This is a genomic window from Flavobacterium sp. SH_e (assembly GCF_025717045.1).
GTDB lineage: Bacteria > Bacteroidota > Bacteroidia > Flavobacteriales > Flavobacteriaceae > Flavobacterium.
In genome coordinates, this window is the sequence record NZ_JAOVZN010000007.1 from 1 (window position 1) to 15275 (window position 15275).

The window sequence follows — 15275 nt, forward strand, 5'->3', positions numbered from 1 at the left end:
GAAATATTTCAGACAGCTTTTTTTATTTTATAATTCTTAGCGCCCGTAAAATCACACTTTTTCCTAATCTCTTCGAAAACACAATGTTAAAAACATCCTAAATATTCAGGATGTTTTTTTTTGGCGTCATTTTTGTAATTTTTTTTGTATATTTACATTAATCAAATACACGCGATGGCAAAAAACTACTTTTATATTACTTTCTTATTGGCATTTTTCTTTACTGTAAGCGTTTCAGCGCAGGACAGCAAGCAATTACCAAAAACTCAAGAATCTTCTACTTCTATTGAGGGGCTTAGCTTGTATCCTAACCCCGTGACTAACGGAAAAGTGTACATATCATCTAAGAACGATTTAGAGAAAGAAATTATTGTGTTTGACATTTTAGGTAAAAAAGTATTGCAAGCACATTTAGTATCAAAAGAATTAAATGTTTCAGAGTTGCCTCCTGGTGTTTACATCATCAGAATAAGCGAACAGAATGCATCGGCAACACGAAAACTCATTATACGATAAAAAAAAGCTCCTTTGGAGCTTTTTTTAGTTTTCAGTCTCAGTTTTCAGTTTTTCTACTTTGCTGAATACTGCAACTGAAAACCGTGACTGAACACTTTTTTAGTTTCCAATTACATTCACAATTTTCAGTTTATGTACTTTGTTGAAAACTGCGACTGGATACTGCGACTGAACACTAAATATAATATCTTTGCAAAAAAAAAAGTTTTGATCACAGCCAACGATATCTTTACCATTTCAAGTCAGAAACAATTTGAAAAAATAGCACTAAAAGTGTTTCGTTTTCAGCACGAGAACAACAAAGTCTATCGCGATTTCTGTGATTTTTTAAAAATAAATCCGCAGCAGGTAAAATCACTGCAGCAAATTCCTTTTTTACCCATTCAATTTTTCAAAAGTCATGATGTCGTTTCTAATACAGATTCTGCACAAGTAACTTTTACCAGCAGCGGTACAACCGGAATGATTACCAGCAGACATTTAGTGACCGATGTTTCCCTATATGAGGAAAGTTACCGCAAAGGATTTTCTCAGTTTTATGGCAATATCGAGGATTACGTTGTTTTAGCCCTTTTGCCGTCTTATTTAGAACGCGAAGGCTCTTCGTTAATTTATATGGTCGAAGATCTAATAAAACTCTCTAATCAGCCTGAAAGCGGATTTTATTTGCACAATCATGACGACCTCATCAAAAAACTTCTTGAATTGGACGAAGCTGGTCAAAATGTAATCTTAATTGGGGTTACGTATGCTTTGTTAGATTTAATCGAAAAACACCAATTCAATCTTCAAAATACCATTATTATGGAAACTGGAGGAATGAAAGGAAAACGCAAAGAAATAATTCGTGAAGAATTGCACGATATTTTATGCAAAGGTTTTGGCGTTTCTTCTATTCATTCAGAATACGGAATGACAGAGCTTTTAGCTCAAGCGTATTCTTTAGGCGAAGGTATTTTTGAATGTCCTTCTTGGATGCATATTTTAGTTCGCGATCCGGAAGATGCTCTCACTTACGTGAATGATGGAAAAACGGGCGGAATTAATGTTATTGATTTAGCTAATATCAATTCGTGTTCTTTTATTGCTACGCAAGATTTAGGCAAAAAATATTCCAACAATTCTTTTGAGGTATTGGGACGTTTTGATAATTCTGATATTCGTGGGTGTAATTTGATGGTACTGTAAAAGATTTTTTCAAGTAATCAAACCTTTTTTTTTGTAAGAATATATACAATTTATTAACCAATATTTAATATAGGAAAAATACTTCATTTGTGTTTAAAATGTACTTTAGGTTAACATTTTAAATATAAAATCATGAAAAAAATTACTTTATTACTTTTATTACTTCTGAGTATCACAGGATGGTCCCAGACTTACAAATTTCACACTTTAGAAGATTTAGGTCCAAACATCGAGATTGCCATTTCTAAAGGATGTGCTCACACTATATCTACTACAACGAGAGATGTTAATCTAAATCAAAGCTTCAAACTCGAGGTTGGCAAAATTTACAAATCAGATCTTGTTTTAGGCTCAATCTCTGGATCGAATTATTACAGAGTACTACGTGCTGAAAACTATTATCTTGACAAAGGAAGTGATATAGATGAACCAGCTCCTTTTGAGCTAATTCCAGACTTGTGCAATGCATTGTCATGGAAATATATTAGACCAATATTATTAGGATCAACCCTAGAACAAGCTCAAAGTAATTATTGCGCAAATTTAACTGCCAACACTACTCGAGAAAGAGTAAATGTAAAAACTCAAAAACCTTTAAATATAGGTGAAGTTTATTTTATGGACTTCGGAAAAGGTGCCAATTACTATTTGATTACTGGTGCAAGTATTGAAGCTGGCGATAGCGAATATCAAATAGATCCGACAAACAGTAATACTATTTTTTCTCTTGCTACATTAAACTGCCCAAAACCAGACTTACAAGCTAACGCTGTAGATTGCGGGTCTGCAACAATGACTACTGGAACAACTTTCACAGCAGTTTATTCACTGAAAAACATTGGTGGCAGAGCTTTTTCACCATCTCATTGCTTAATTTACTTTTCTAAAGGCAATTCAACTTTAAGTGCTGATGATATATTAATTAAAGATATCACTATCGATCCGTTGAATCCAAATGAAATTAAATATGGAACACCATCCATAACTATTCCTGCAAATATTAGTGGCGGTATTTACTATGCTATTATGCAATTAGTTAATAGTGAAGAGACAAATACTAGCAATAATATCGTTTCATCTACATCATCATTCATTATTAACCAAATAACAACACCAGCAGGAAAACCAGATTTAGTTATTGATCCAACCAACACGATTATTTTCAGCAATTGTTTTGATTGCAGTGCCGCTTTAAGTGATTTAGGTAGCAAAAGACACACAATAAACAATCAATCTGGAATTATCAATTTACAATCAATAACAATCAAAAATACAGGAAGCGCCGCTTCAGTTCCTTCTACCCTTCAGTTTTATTTGTCTTCTGACGGTGTCCTTGATTCAGCTGATATAAAATCTACAGCTAGCGCCATCTCAATAGGCGCAATAAACCCTGGAGGTTCAATTTCTGTATCTAAATCCATTTTCTCTTCTGATTTTGGAGGCTTAACAGTTACCGGAAATCGAAACATCCTTATTTCAGTAGATGATTCTAAGACAAACGCTGAATCAAATGAAAATAACAATGTAACGCCTATACCTGTAACCTTTGTTAATCCTTTTGCAAGAACAGCACAAACAAGTTCAGACACTCAGGAAGTTCCTCAACCATACTCTATTAATGTATATAATTTTGATGGACAGAAAGTATTGACAAAAGAAGTTAATTCTAAAGAAGAAGAGGACAAATCTCTTGATACTTTAAAAACTGGAATTTACATCATCAAATCAAAAGGCGAGACGAGAAAAGTTCTAAAAAAATAATCTTACTATTACAAAAAGAAAGGCATCCTTTTTTAGGATGCCTTTTTATTTCAAATTAAAAATATTTTGTTTCCGAAACTATACAACACGAATCACAAAATAGTTTTTCTTTCCACTTTGCAATAACACAAATTGATTGTTAATTAAATCATTTGCTGTTAAAACGAAATCTTCTTTTATTTTTTCTCTATTTACAGAAATTGAATTTGCTGTTAAAGCTCTTCTCGCCTCTCCGTTTGATTTAAAAAAACCTGTTTTTTCGTTTAAAACAGTGATAATATCCAATCCGTTTTCTAAATCAGCTTTTGCGATTTCAGCTTGCGGAACTCCGTCAAAAACTTCTAAGAAAGTTGCTTCATCCAATTTTTTCAAATCTTCTGCAGTAGAACTTCCGAACAAAATATTTGAAGCTTGAATTGCTTTCTCTAAAGCTTCTTTTCCGTGTACAAAAGCCGTAATTTCTTCTGCCAATTTTTTCTGCAAAATCCATAAATGCGGTGCTTTATCATGCTCTTCAATCAAAGCATCTATTACATCTTTATCTAAAAAAGTAAAGATTTTGATATATTTCTTCGCATCAATGTCAGTTACTTTCAACCAAAATTGGTAAAATGTATAAACAGAAGTTTTATCAGCATCCAACCAAACATTCCCGCCTTCAGATTTACCGAATTTAGATCCGTCAGCCTTTGTAATCAAAGGAGTTGTTAAGGCGTAAGCTTTAGCATTCTCACCTCCCATTCTGCGCACTAATTCTGTACCTGTGGTAATATTACCCCATTGGTCAGAACCACCCATTTGCAGAATACAGTTGTTGTTTTTATATAAATGATAGAAATCGTAACCTTGAATTAACTGATATGTAAATTCTGTAAAAGACATTCCCTCACCTTCACCGCTAAATCTCTTTTTTACAGAATCTTTAGCCATCATATAGTTTACGGTAATTCTTTTTCCAACTTCACGTGCAAAATCGATAAAAGAGAATTCTTTCATCCAATCGTAGTTATTCACCATTACAGGTGCATTTGCTTCGGTTGAATTAAAATCTAAGAAACGAGACAAGACACTTTTGATTCCAGCTACGTTTTTAGCCAAAGCTTCCTCGTCAAGCAAGTTTCTTTCATCAGATTTACCAGAAGGATCTCCAATCATTCCTGTTGCTCCACCAACTAAAGCGATCGGTCTGTGACCAAAATTCTTTAGGTGAACCAATAAAATAATCTGAACCATACTTCCGATGTGCAGTGAATCTGCCGTTGGATCAAAACCGATATAGGCAGTGGTTGCTTCTTTTAGCAATTGTTCTTCCGTTCCAGGCATACTATCATGGTATAACCCGCGCCATTTTAATTCTTCAACTAGATTCTTCATTTTTTTAAATAATTTGCGCAAATATAGTCAATGGCAATGGCAATATCAAAAAGCAATGACATATCAATACATAAAAACTTTGAACCTCTGCCACTCTGAACCTTTGCACCTTCAAAAAACCTTTGCACCTTTACAACAAAAACTTATCTTTACAACATGATATTAGTAACTGGAGGAACTGGTTTAGTAGGCGCGCATTTATTACTTCATTTAATTGAAAATGGAGAAAATGTTCGGGCTATTTACAGAAGTCAAAATAAGATAGAAAAAACAAAAGCGGTTTTTGATTTTTATAAAAAAACAGATTTGTTTGAAAAAATCAATTGGCTTGAAGCCGATATTTTAGATGTTCCTTCATTAGAAAATGTTTTTGTCGATATTAAGCAAGTATATCATTGCGCTGCTTTTATATCATTTGAGCCTAAAGACGAAGAAATCCTTAGAAAAACCAATATCGAAGGAACTGCCAATATGGTCAATTTTGCAATTGCCAAAGAGGTAGAAAAATTCTGCTATATCAGTTCGATTGCTGCTTTAGGAGATATTGCCCCGCACGAAACCCACATTACAGAAGAAACAGACTGGAATCCAGAAAAACCACATAGCGATTATGCCATTTCTAAATACGGTGCCGAAATGGAAGTATGGCGCGGACAGCAAGAAGGCTTAAATGTTATTATTGTAAATCCAGGAGTCATTTTAGGTCCGCCACAAATGATACATATTTTTGACGAAGGCAGTAGCGAAATCTACAGAAAAGTTTCTAACGGATTATCCTTTTACACGCTAGGAAGCACTGGGTTTATTACCGTTGATGACGTGATAAAAATTAGTTTTGAATTAATGAAAAGTGAAGTTAAAAATGAGCGTTTCACTCTTATCTCAGATAATATCGTTTTTAAGGATCTTTTGAATACTGTTGCCGATACTTTAAAAGTAAAAAGACCTCACATTCACGCCAAACCTTTTTTGATGAATATATTGTGGATTGCAGATGGAATCTTTTCTACTTTATTTTTCAGAAAAAGAAGCATTACAAAAGCAACGGCAAAAGCTTCTTATTCGAAGAATTTATATAGTAATGAAAAAATAAAAACCGCTCTAGGAACGGTTTTTACTGATATTCATCAATATATTTTAGAAAGCTCTAAACTATAAGTTTCTTCTGTGCTTTCTTTGTGCCATTCTTATAGAATCAATATTAATCTTCGGAATTGTTTTTTTAACTGAATCTTTTGAAGCTTCTTTTGATTCTTTTGGCTTATTTTTATTCTCTTTAGCTGCTTTTTTCTCGTCAATTTTAGCCAGCGAATCAGCCGCTCTTTGATTGACGGCTATTCTTTTGTTTACTTCAGCAAACATAGCTGCATAGTTTTCATAATCTGAAGCATAATACATATTGTTCTGTGCAAACTGAAGACTATCTACTTTATATTTCTTTAGAACAAACTTAGTTGCATCACTGTCTATCGAATCTAAAGATAATGGCTTTTGATATCTCATTGCTTCCAGAATAGACAAATCGTATATAATGTCAATCATTTTTTCTTTCTCAATAAGCTTTGCAGGCTGTTTTACCAGATCTTTTTTACAGCTTATAGAAAGAAACAAAACCAATATTATTAGTATAAAATTCTTCATAGCTGTTTTTTATCTGTCAAACAATAATCTTTTCCCTGCTCTGGTATCTTTTACTTTAAAATTATTATATACCAATTCTCCATTTACAAAAGTATGCGTAATTCTTGATTTGAAAGTATAACCTTCAAACGGAGACCATCCGCATTTGTATAAAATATTTTCTGGTTTCACGCTCCAAGGCAAACTCGGATTAACGATTACTAAATCGGCGTGGTAACCTTCTCTAATAAAACCTCTTTTCTCAATTTTGAAAAGCTTAGCTGGATTGTGGCACATTTTCTCCACGATTTTCTCCACACTAATTTTTCCTTGATGATGCGCTTCAAACATCGCTACAACTGCATGCTGCACCAACGGACCTCCAGAAGGCGCATTTAAGTACGATTGCATTTTTTCTTCTTTAGTATGAGGAGCGTGATCTGTAGCAATTACATCAATTCTTCCGTCGTTTAAAGCTTTCCAAAGTTCTGCACGGTCATCAGCCGTTTTAACAGCTGGATTCCATTTTATGAAATTCCCTTTTGTTTTATAATCTTCATCTGTAAACCAAAGATGGTGCACACAAACCTCAGCGGTAATTTTTTTCTCTTCTAACGGAATTTTATTTGTAAACAACTCCATTTCTTTCGCAGTAGAAAGATGGAAAATATGCAATCTCGCACCTGTTCTTTTGGCTAAAGCTACTGCTTTTGAAGAAGAAATGTAACAAGCCTCAGCACTTCTGATTAAATTATGAGCTGTAACTGGCACATCGTCACCGTATTGTTCTTTAAAAGCTGCAAGATTATTTTTGATAGTCGTTTCATCTTCGCAGTGAACCGCAATCAACATTGGGGTGCTAGAAAAAATCTTTTCTAAAACAGCTTCATTATCAACCAGCATATTTCCTGTAGATGAACCTAAGAAAATTTTAATTCCTGCAACATTTTTTGGATTTGTTTTTAAAACTTCTTCCAAATTATCATTTGTTGCTCCCATCATAAACGAATAATTCGCAAATGATTTTTGAGATGCTATTTGATATTTATCTTCTAAAATTTCTTGTGTAACCGCATTTGGAACTGTATTTGGCTGTTCGATAAAAGACGTGATTCCGCCCGCAACCGCTGCACGAGATTCCGATTCGATATCGCCTTTATGCGTTAATCCCGGTTCTCTAAAATGTACTTGATCATCAATCGCGCCTGGCATTAAATAATTTCCTTCAGCATCGATTACGATACAATCTGAAGTTTTTAATGAAATGCTGTCTGCAATTTCAACAATCAAATCGTTTTCAATTAAAACATCACCTTCAAAAATTGTCCCTTCGTTTACAATTTTGGCATTTTTTATTAAAATCCTGTTCATTTCGGTTGGTTTATAATGAATTGACTAGTTTTCTTAATTTAAGCGAAATCACTCCAAGTATAGCTTCTTTGATAATAGCATTACTCATTTTAGAAACTCCTTTTGTTCTATCGGTAAAAATAATTGGGACTTCGGTAATTTGAAATTTGGCGCAGTAAGTTCTGTACTTCATTTCGATTTGAAACGCATACCCAACAAATTTTATTTTATTCAAATTGATTTTTTCTAAAACTTCTCGTTTATAGCAAACAAAGCCAGCAGTTGCATCGTGAATTTTCATTCCAGTGATAAATTTCACATAAACAGATGCAAAATAAGACATTAAAACTCGGCTTAAAGGCCAGTTTACAACGTTTACCCCAGTTACATAACGAGATCCAATTGCAAGATCTGCTCCGCCAAAATGACAAGCATCATACAATTTTTCTAAATCATTTGGATTATGTGAAAAGTCGGCATCCATCTCAAAAATAAACTGATAGTCGCGCTCCAAAGCCCATTTGAAGCCATGAACATAAGCCGTTCCCAAGCCAGATTTTTTTGCTCTTTGTTCTAGAAAAAGTTTCCCTGGAAATTCTTCCTGCAGAGCAATTACTTTTTTAGCAGTATGATCGGGAGAATTATCATCAATAATCAGCAGATGAAAAGGTTTATGTTGCGAAAGCACAGCTCTTACTATACTTTCTACGTTTTCAATTTCGTTATAAGTGGGAATTATGACAATACTATCATTCATTTTTTTACGGTAATTTCACCGCAAAAGTAAACTTTTTATAGCATTTGATTCATAATAAATATATAATAAAAGTATTGCATCAAAAAATTACTAATTTTGTAACGCTATGATTGAACAATTACATCCTCGAATTCTTGAAAACAAAGACTGGGCAACACTTTTATTTGTGCTGACCTTTGCTGTTGTTGCGATGACAAAATCGGCTTATGAAACACGATTCAGTGAATTTAGTAAACTTATTTTTTCTGATAAATACGCCAAAATTTATCGCGATAACAACCACATGAAAAGCAGCTTTACAGTTGGTTTATTTTTTGTGCAAGTTGTATCGTTTGCATTTTTCATTTTGCTTACGATGAATATTTTTGGTTACGCCTCAAAAACCGACTGGATTTTGTTTATTCAAATCGCTACTTTTCTTCTTTATTTTATTTTAGGGAAATATTTAATCGAAAAAATTGTAGCAACTTCTTTCAATATCGACGAATTTGTAGAGCTTTTTAACTTGCAAAAAGTTACTTACAGAACATATATTGGCGTTTTGATCCTTCCAATCAACGCAGTTTTGTTTTATTACAATAATATTCCGCAAATTGTACCCCTTGTAATCATAGGTATTTCGCTGTGTATTAGTGTATACTCCTACTTTATTTCAATTAAAACGTATCAAAACGCAATAATCGGCAAGTTATTTTATTTTATTTTATATCTTTGCGCTCTTGAAATAGCCCCTTATTATTTTCTTTATTATTGGATAACAAAAGGGAGTGCTTAGAAAATGTTTATAATATGAAAGTGAAAACAATTTTGGTGTCACAGCCTGAACCTAAAGTGGAGAATTCTCCTTACTTTGAGCTCCAACAAAAACACAAAATAAAAATTGATTTCAGACCATTTATTCATGTGGAAGGGGTTAGCGCAAAAGAGATTCGATTACAAAAAATCGATCTTAATCATTACACTGCGATCATTTTAACAAGTAGAAATGCTGTAGATCATTTTTTTAGAGTTGCTGATGAAATGCGTTACAAAGTTCCAGAAGGATTGAAGTATTTCTGTCAATCTGAGGCTGTTGCTTTTTACCTTCAAAAGTATGTTGTGTACAGAAAACGTAAAATTTACGTTGGAGCAAAAGATTTTGCAGATTTATCTCCGCTAATTAAGAAGTACAAAGACGAAAAGTTCTTACTTCCAGCATCTGACCAATTAAATGCAGATGCTCCTGTAACATTAAACAGTCTAAAAGTAGATTGGGCACAAGCTATTTTCTACAGAACTGTAATGAGTGATTTATCTGATTTAGCAGACGTTTATTACGACGTTCTTGCGTTTTTCAGTCCAACTGGAATCAAATCTTTGTTTAAGAATTTCCCAGATTTTAAACAAAATGATACCAGAATTGCCGTATTCGGAAGCACAACTCAAAAAGAGGCTTTAGATCATGGTTTAAGAATTGACATTCTTGCTCCAACTCCTGAAACTCCTTCTATGACAATGGCTTTAGAAAAATACGTTGCCGAGGCAAACAAAGGAAAATAAACCTGACCAAGAAAAAATATTTAAAATCCAAATTCCAACTTAACCACTGGAATTTGGATTTTTTGTTTTTATTAATCTTTATCATCGTTGGCTTCCCGTGGTTGAAGCCACGGGCTATATTCAAAATAACCAAATTTGGAATTTCAATATTGGGATTTTCTTTTGTACAGCATTTTAACTACATTTGATTTCTATTCTAAACCCAAATCACTAAAAAAAGTTTCAAATTGTAAGTTATGAAAATCAACTCCCTTTTAATTGAAATTGACGGAATCGACAAGGAAATCCTTCGTTACTTAATGGATGATGCCCGAAAACCGATTTTGCAAATCGCTAATAAAATTGGTATTTCTGGAGCCGCAATTCACCAGAGATTAAAAAAACTCGAACAATCGGGAGTTATTTCCGGATCTAAGTTTACCGTTAATCCAAAAGTTTTAGGCTATAATACAATGGCTTTTGTTGGCGTTTATTTAGACAAAGCTTCAAGAAATTCAGAAGCTGTAAAAGATTTGAAGAAAATTCCAGAAGTTTTAGAATGTCATTATACAACAGGAAACTGGTCAGTATTAATTAAAATTATCTGCCGAGACAACGAACATTTGATGCAGCTTCTTAATACAAAAATCCAAGCTATTGAAGGAGTTTCAAGAACCGAAACTTTTATTTCGCTAGATCAGCAGATTGACAGGCAGATTCAGTTATAAATTAGAGAATGTGCCAATTTGATAATTAGATAATTTCAAAACTTTATGTTTAACATTCAAACCGAAATAAAAACAATACTCTTTTTTATTTTCTATTTTATTATAATTTTCATTGCAGAAAAGACAGTACCAAGTGGCGTTTGTACTCCTGGTGGAGGATTTTTACTGTTTTTGCTTTCAATCCCGACAAGTATTATTCTTTCCTTGATATTTTTATTCAAATATTACAAATCAAAAGAAAAGCAATACTTAAATTCTATTTACATTATATCTGGAATTTGGGTAATACTTTTTCTGTTTTTACGACTATCTAATTAATTCGATAATTTTCACAAATGCATAAAGGCTTCGACATAGCTCAGCCAGATAAACTTAACAAAACACAAAACCCGACAGGTTTTCAAAACCTGTCGGGTTAGATATAATTATCTAATTGACTAATTATCTCAATTAACTAATTAGTTTCTTCTGCTTCCAGAATAAATCGAGATATAGTATAACAACGTTGCAATAGAACCAATTGCAGCTACTACATACGTTCTTGCAGCCCATTTTAGAGCATCTTTTGCTCCTGCTTGCTCCTCTTGCGTTAGCATATGTTTGTTTTCTAACCAAGCCAAAGCACGATTACTAGCATCATATTCTACTGGAAGTGTAATAATCGAGAACAAAGTTGTTGCCGCAAAAATGATGATTCCGACTAATAATAATCCAGGAAAAACTTTAATCATAAGAATTCCTGCAATCAAAATCCATTGTACAAAATTTGAAGCCACACTTACAATTGGCACTAATTTAGAACGCATTGTAAGCCATTCGTAACCAATTGCATGCTGTACTGCGTGACCGCATTCGTGCGCCGCAACTGCCGCCGCTGCCGCATTGCGATGATTATAAACTGCCTCACTTAAATTTACTGTTTTATCTGAAGGATTATAATGATCTGTTAATTGACCTGCTGCAGAAATAACGCGAACATCTGTAATTCCGTTATCTGCAAGCATTTTTTCAGCTATTTCGCGACCGCTCATTCCGTTTCTTAATTGTAGTTTCGAATATAACTCAAACTTACTCTTCAGCTGAGAGCTTACCAGCCAGCTGAACAACATTATAGCTCCAACAATAATTAAATATCCTGATCCCATTTTTTTCTGTTTTTAGATTGATTTTTAAATTTACAAAACAAACATCAAATTATGAACCATTTTAACAAAATGCCATTTTGACATTTTTAAACCATTTTTGGCTTAATTCAGCATATTGTTCTTCAGCAAAAAAGCAATCAATTCTGCCACATTCTTCATCTTATATTTTTGAAGAATATTTCGCCGATGCGTTTGAACGGTTAAAAAACTCAAAAACAAATCATCAGCAATTTCTTGAGTCGATTTTCCCTGCGAAAGCAATAATGCAATATCGCGTTCTCTGCGGCTCAAACCTGGAATTTTTTCTAAATCTTCAGACAATGGCTGGCTAATTATCGTTTTTACTTCTTCGCTAAAAACAATTTCGCCATCAATAGCCTTATAAATACATTCTTTAAATTCATCAAAAGAAGCATTTTTAAGAATATAACCGTTTCCGCCATTCTGGATAAACTGCATTACCAAACTTCTTTCAGATTGGCTACTCATCCCGATAATTACAATTTTAGGGTGCTTTTGCTTGATTGTTTTACATAAATCAACTCCATTTATTATGGGTAGAAAAATATCCATTAAAATCAAATCTACTTTATTGTCTTCGATATAATCTAAAAGCGCAATTCCTGATTCAAATTTTTCTACAATTTCTATATTATCTAACTCTGATAACAAACCTGCAATTCCCGAAATCACAATCGGATGATCGTCTACTATTACTGTTTTATACTTCATAATCATGATTTGGATTGTATTTTAATTCAATATAAGTCGAAGTTCCTTTACTAGGAATAGAATCGATTTCTAATTTTCCATTTAAAAAAGCAACGCGGTTTTTAATATTTCGAAGTCCCATTCCATCTCTTTTTTCTGCATGTTCAACATTAAAACCAATTCCATTATCTTCAACCGTAATAAAAAACACATCTTTATTTTGCGAACAAGAAACTAGAATCTGAGAGGCTTTGGCATATTTTAAAGCATTATTCAAAAGCTCCTGAATGATTCTGAAAATCATAATTTTAAAATGCTGTGGCAAAGTTGTTTTTTTGATCAAATACTGAAATTCGATCGTAGTTTCTGCAGTCGAATGCGAAGCGCATAAATCTCGAAGAGCATGTTCAAGACCTAATTTCATCAAACTTTCAGGCATTAAATTCTGAGAAATATTGCGAAGCTCTTTTATCGAATCGTTTAGCATTCCGTTTATATTTAGAGCGTTTTCATTGTTTTCTCGATCTGCAAGATTTAAATGCATTTTAAGTCCCGAAAGCATACTTCCGAGTCCGTCGTGCAGATCTCTGGCAATTCTTTTACGTTCGATTTCTTCCCCTTCAATCAAAGCATTCGACACGGATAATTTTTGCTGATTCTCTAATGCTTCAAGTTCCTGCTTATGATTTACTTCCTTTTGAAAACTTATTTTTTTCTGATAATTATTCCAGCTCCACAAAAACAAAACCGTCAAAAACAAAACAAACGAAAGCACCGCAAAAAGCATCATATTCAAGCGATTATTGTTAACCTGCAAAACCGCTTTTTCATTTTCTGATTGCAACAAGCCAATTTTCTTTTCACTTTCCGCTTTTTTATATTTTGCTTCAAGTTCAACAATTTCGCTTTTCAGTTTAGCATCATTAAGACTGTCGTTTATTACATTGTATTTATTCGAATAATAATAGGCTTTCGGATATTCCTTAGTCGCATTATAAATCTTAGACAGCTCTTTATAATAATTCTTTTTATCTACTATAAAAGGCGTTTTCGCGATTAGATATTCTAAATTGCTTTTGGCTTTATCGTAATTTTTCAGTTTAAAAAGCACTTCATATTCTGCAAATTTCAATCGATTTACTGCAATAGCATTCTGATGGCTTTCTGCCGATTTAATTCCTTTTTCAAAACTCACTAATGCTTCATTGTGTTTATTCTGTTTAGAATAATAAAGCCCTTCCGAATAAAAATAAGAATCGTTTAAGTTTGATTCTGGATAATTTTCCAAAGTCGCATAAGCTTTATCTAGAATTTCTTTAGCATCATAAAAATGTTTCAGTTCAACCAGATTTTCTGCATTTATAATATACGTTTCCATCTTAGACTCTGCTAAAGTTGCAGATTTTTTTGTGGCACTCTCAATATATTTCTGTGCTTGATCTAGATATTCTGCCGCTTTTTCGCGTTCATCATTATTCATAAAAATAATTGCGACTGCTTTATTCAATGCACTAATTAATTCATAATCCCCACTTTTTTTAGCAATCGGAATAGCTTCATTTACCAATAATTTCATATAAGCATTTTCGTTATTCTTTCGCTGCTGCATAATACCGTAATTCTGAAGTATCACGGCACGAAGTTTATAAGCTTCTTTATTTCGATATTTTTTAAGTTTAGTATTGGCTTCGAGCAAAGCTTTTTCAAAGCCTTCCAAATCACCTTTCTCTATAAAACTGTAGGCATTATAGAAAATAGAAGCATCTTTTAAAAAAGGAAATTTGACTTTAAGTTTATTTGCCTGTTCAAGATATTCTTTGGATTTTTTTGCATCCTGTGCCATCAAAAATAGTTTTGACAATCTGAAACTATTCAAACTTTTGACACTGTCGGATTTTGTGTTTTTTGTGATTTTAACAATACTGTCAATATAAACAGTGTCATCATCTAATGAAAGGATTACCTGTGAATGGGAAATTGCAGAAAAAAATAAAAAAAATAAAAAGGCGTAGAGTTTCTTCATAAATGTGGCATTTACTCAAAGTTATTAAAGCTTAATGACTTTCAAAAAGAAATCTCGTGCTTTTACCTGATATCAGGTAATAAAAAATACATTTTATCAGGTATTGCCATCCCGTAAGTTAGGGTCTAATTTTGTTATGAATCAGATTATTAATTAAAAGAATATATTATGAAATCAATTTTGAAAACCTTAGCAATTGTAATGACTCTTGCTTTTACAGCAGTTTCTTGCAGCAGTGATAATGATGATAATGGAGGAGCGTCTTCAAGAGATATAAAATATGAAGTTTCTGGAAATTATGCTGGAACTCTTAGCGCTACTTATATTGAATCTGGTAATGGAGGACAAAACGTAGATATTACTTCATTGCCTTGGAGTAAAGAATTTACTGCTTCTGCAGATACTTATGGAGCTGGAATAACAGTAAGTGGATATGGCGGAACACAAGGCCAAACTTTAACTGTTAAAATTATTGTTGGCGGAAAAGTAGAAAAAGAAACTACTGCAACAGCAACTAATGATGGCATTATCGTAGCCGCTCCAGGCTCTTTTGTTTTTGGACAATAATTTATAAAAATTTAGAA

General features: G+C 33.1%; 15 protein-coding genes. 8 read left to right on the forward strand and 7 right to left on the reverse strand.

Annotated features, from left to right (window positions below; genetic code table 11):
• Positions 1-174: 174 nt before the first annotated feature.
• The 3 genes from OD917_RS16995 (at position 175) to OD917_RS17005 (ending at position 3465) form a co-directional block, all read left to right on the forward strand.
• Positions 175-516, forward strand: coding sequence for a T9SS type A sorting domain-containing protein (locus tag OD917_RS16995; RefSeq protein ID WP_263524586.1), 342 nt, complete (start codon positions 175-177; stop codon positions 514-516).
• 207 nt (positions 517-723) lie between these two features.
• Complete coding sequence (locus OD917_RS17000; protein WP_263524587.1) at positions 724-1704, forward strand: acyl transferase; 981 nt, start codon at positions 724-726, stop codon at positions 1702-1704.
• Positions 1705-1836: 132 nt separating this feature from the next.
• Positions 1837-3465 (forward strand): CARDB domain-containing protein, encoded by a 1629-nt coding sequence (locus tag OD917_RS17005; protein WP_263524588.1) that lies wholly within the window; start codon positions 1837-1839, stop codon positions 3463-3465.
• Positions 3466-3543: 78 nt separating this feature from the next.
• On the opposite strand, the gene tyrS is transcribed toward OD917_RS17005, so the two are convergent.
• Complete coding sequence (tyrS, locus tag OD917_RS17010) at positions 3544-4839, reverse strand: tyrosine--tRNA ligase (protein ID WP_263524589.1); 1296 nt, start codon at positions 4837-4839, stop codon at positions 3544-3546.
• Between the two features lie 156 nt (positions 4840-4995).
• Between tyrS and OD917_RS17015 the strand changes: the two genes are divergently transcribed.
• Positions 4996-5997, forward strand: a complete 1002-nt coding sequence (locus tag OD917_RS17015; protein WP_263524590.1) for an NAD-dependent epimerase/dehydratase family protein — start codon at positions 4996-4998, stop codon at positions 5995-5997.
• Here OD917_RS17015 and OD917_RS17020 read toward each other — a convergent pair.
• From OD917_RS17020 to OD917_RS17030, 3 genes are read right to left on the reverse strand one after another with little or no spacing between them, the layout of a single operon-like run.
• Entirely contained in the window at positions 5992-6480 is a 489-nt protein-coding gene (locus OD917_RS17020; protein ID WP_263524591.1) for a DUF4296 domain-containing protein, read from the reverse strand. The two genes, OD917_RS17015 and OD917_RS17020, sit on opposite strands and share 6 nt — an antisense overlap.
• A gap of 9 nt (positions 6481-6489) precedes the next feature.
• Positions 6490-7830: a dihydroorotase gene (locus OD917_RS17025; RefSeq protein WP_263524592.1), complete on the reverse strand. Its 1341-nt coding sequence runs from the start codon at positions 7828-7830 to the stop codon at positions 6490-6492.
• A 10-nt stretch (positions 7831-7840) separates the two neighbouring features.
• Positions 7841-8566, reverse strand: coding sequence for a polyprenol monophosphomannose synthase (locus OD917_RS17030; protein ID WP_263524593.1), 726 nt, complete (start codon positions 8564-8566; stop codon positions 7841-7843).
• Positions 8567-8672: 106 nt separating this feature from the next.
• On the opposite strand from OD917_RS17030, the gene OD917_RS17035 reads away from it, so the two are divergent.
• The 3 genes from OD917_RS17035 (at position 8673) to OD917_RS17045 (ending at position 10812) form a co-directional block, all read left to right on the forward strand.
• Positions 8673-9341 (forward strand): DUF4271 domain-containing protein, encoded by a 669-nt coding sequence (locus OD917_RS17035; protein ID WP_111287041.1) that lies wholly within the window; start codon positions 8673-8675, stop codon positions 9339-9341.
• A 14-nt stretch (positions 9342-9355) separates the two neighbouring features.
• Entirely contained in the window at positions 9356-10105 is a 750-nt protein-coding gene (locus OD917_RS17040; RefSeq protein WP_109190797.1) for a uroporphyrinogen-III synthase, read from the forward strand.
• 236 nt (positions 10106-10341) lie between these two features.
• On the forward strand, positions 10342-10812 hold the full coding sequence (locus OD917_RS17045) for an Lrp/AsnC family transcriptional regulator (protein WP_035681816.1): 471 nt from the start codon (positions 10342-10344) through the stop codon (positions 10810-10812).
• 458 nt (positions 10813-11270) lie between these two features.
• Here OD917_RS17045 and OD917_RS17050 read toward each other — a convergent pair whose 3' ends face one another.
• The 3 genes from OD917_RS17050 to OD917_RS17060 form a co-directional block, all read right to left on the reverse strand.
• Positions 11271-11957 carry a zinc metallopeptidase gene (locus tag OD917_RS17050; protein ID WP_263524594.1) on the reverse strand — a complete coding sequence of 229 codons (687 nt, stop codon included), beginning with the start codon at positions 11955-11957 and terminating at the stop codon, positions 11271-11273.
• Positions 11958-12059: 102 nt separating this feature from the next.
• A complete protein-coding gene (locus OD917_RS17055) occupies positions 12060-12689 on the reverse strand; it encodes a response regulator (protein ID WP_263524595.1) in 630 nt (209 codons plus the stop codon).
• Positions 12679-14511: an ATP-binding protein gene (locus OD917_RS17060; protein WP_263524596.1), complete on the reverse strand. Its 1833-nt coding sequence runs from the start codon at positions 14509-14511 to the stop codon at positions 12679-12681. The genes OD917_RS17055 and OD917_RS17060 overlap by 11 nt, the downstream gene beginning before the upstream one ends.
• Positions 14512-14859: 348 nt before the next feature.
• On the opposite strand from OD917_RS17060, the gene OD917_RS17065 reads away from it, so the two are divergent.
• Positions 14860-15258, forward strand: a complete 399-nt coding sequence (locus tag OD917_RS17065; protein WP_263524598.1) for an MmpS family protein — start codon at positions 14860-14862, stop codon at positions 15256-15258.
• Positions 15259-15275 lie beyond the last annotated feature (17 nt).

What these genes read in the sequence shown, in the direction of transcription:
- OD917_RS17060 (WP_263524596.1), bottom strand. Translation starts at nt 14,511, where the DNA reads ATGGCACAGGATGCAAAAAAATCCAAAGAATATCTTGAACAGGCAAAT.
- OD917_RS17030 (WP_263524593.1), bottom strand. Translation starts at nt 8,566, where the DNA reads ATGAATGATAGTATTGTCATAATTCCCACTTATAACGAAATTGAAAAC.
- tyrS (WP_263524589.1), bottom strand. Translation starts at nt 4,839, where the DNA reads ATGAAGAATCTAGTTGAAGAATTAAAATGGCGCGGGTTATACCATGAT.
- OD917_RS17015 (WP_263524590.1), top strand. Translation starts at nt 4,996, where the DNA reads ATGATATTAGTAACTGGAGGAACTGGTTTAGTAGGCGCGCATTTATTA.
- OD917_RS17050 (WP_263524594.1), bottom strand. Translation starts at nt 11,957, where the DNA reads ATGGGATCAGGATATTTAATTATTGTTGGAGCTATAATGTTGTTCAGC.
- OD917_RS17065 (WP_263524598.1), top strand. Translation starts at nt 14,860, where the DNA reads ATGAAATCAATTTTGAAAACCTTAGCAATTGTAATGACTCTTGCTTTT.
- OD917_RS17045 (WP_035681816.1), top strand. Translation starts at nt 10,342, where the DNA reads ATGAAAATCAACTCCCTTTTAATTGAAATTGACGGAATCGACAAGGAA.
- OD917_RS17020 (WP_263524591.1), bottom strand. Translation starts at nt 6,480, where the DNA reads ATGAAGAATTTTATACTAATAATATTGGTTTTGTTTCTTTCTATAAGC.
- OD917_RS16995 (WP_263524586.1), top strand. Translation starts at nt 175, where the DNA reads ATGGCAAAAAACTACTTTTATATTACTTTCTTATTGGCATTTTTCTTT.
- OD917_RS17035 (WP_111287041.1), top strand. Translation starts at nt 8,673, where the DNA reads ATGATTGAACAATTACATCCTCGAATTCTTGAAAACAAAGACTGGGCA.
- OD917_RS17025 (WP_263524592.1), bottom strand. Translation starts at nt 7,830, where the DNA reads ATGAACAGGATTTTAATAAAAAATGCCAAAATTGTAAACGAAGGGACA.
- OD917_RS17005 (WP_263524588.1), top strand. Translation starts at nt 1,837, where the DNA reads ATGAAAAAAATTACTTTATTACTTTTATTACTTCTGAGTATCACAGGA.
- OD917_RS17055 (WP_263524595.1), bottom strand. Translation starts at nt 12,689, where the DNA reads ATGAAGTATAAAACAGTAATAGTAGACGATCATCCGATTGTGATTTCG.
- OD917_RS17040 (WP_109190797.1), top strand. Translation starts at nt 9,356, where the DNA reads ATGAAAGTGAAAACAATTTTGGTGTCACAGCCTGAACCTAAAGTGGAG.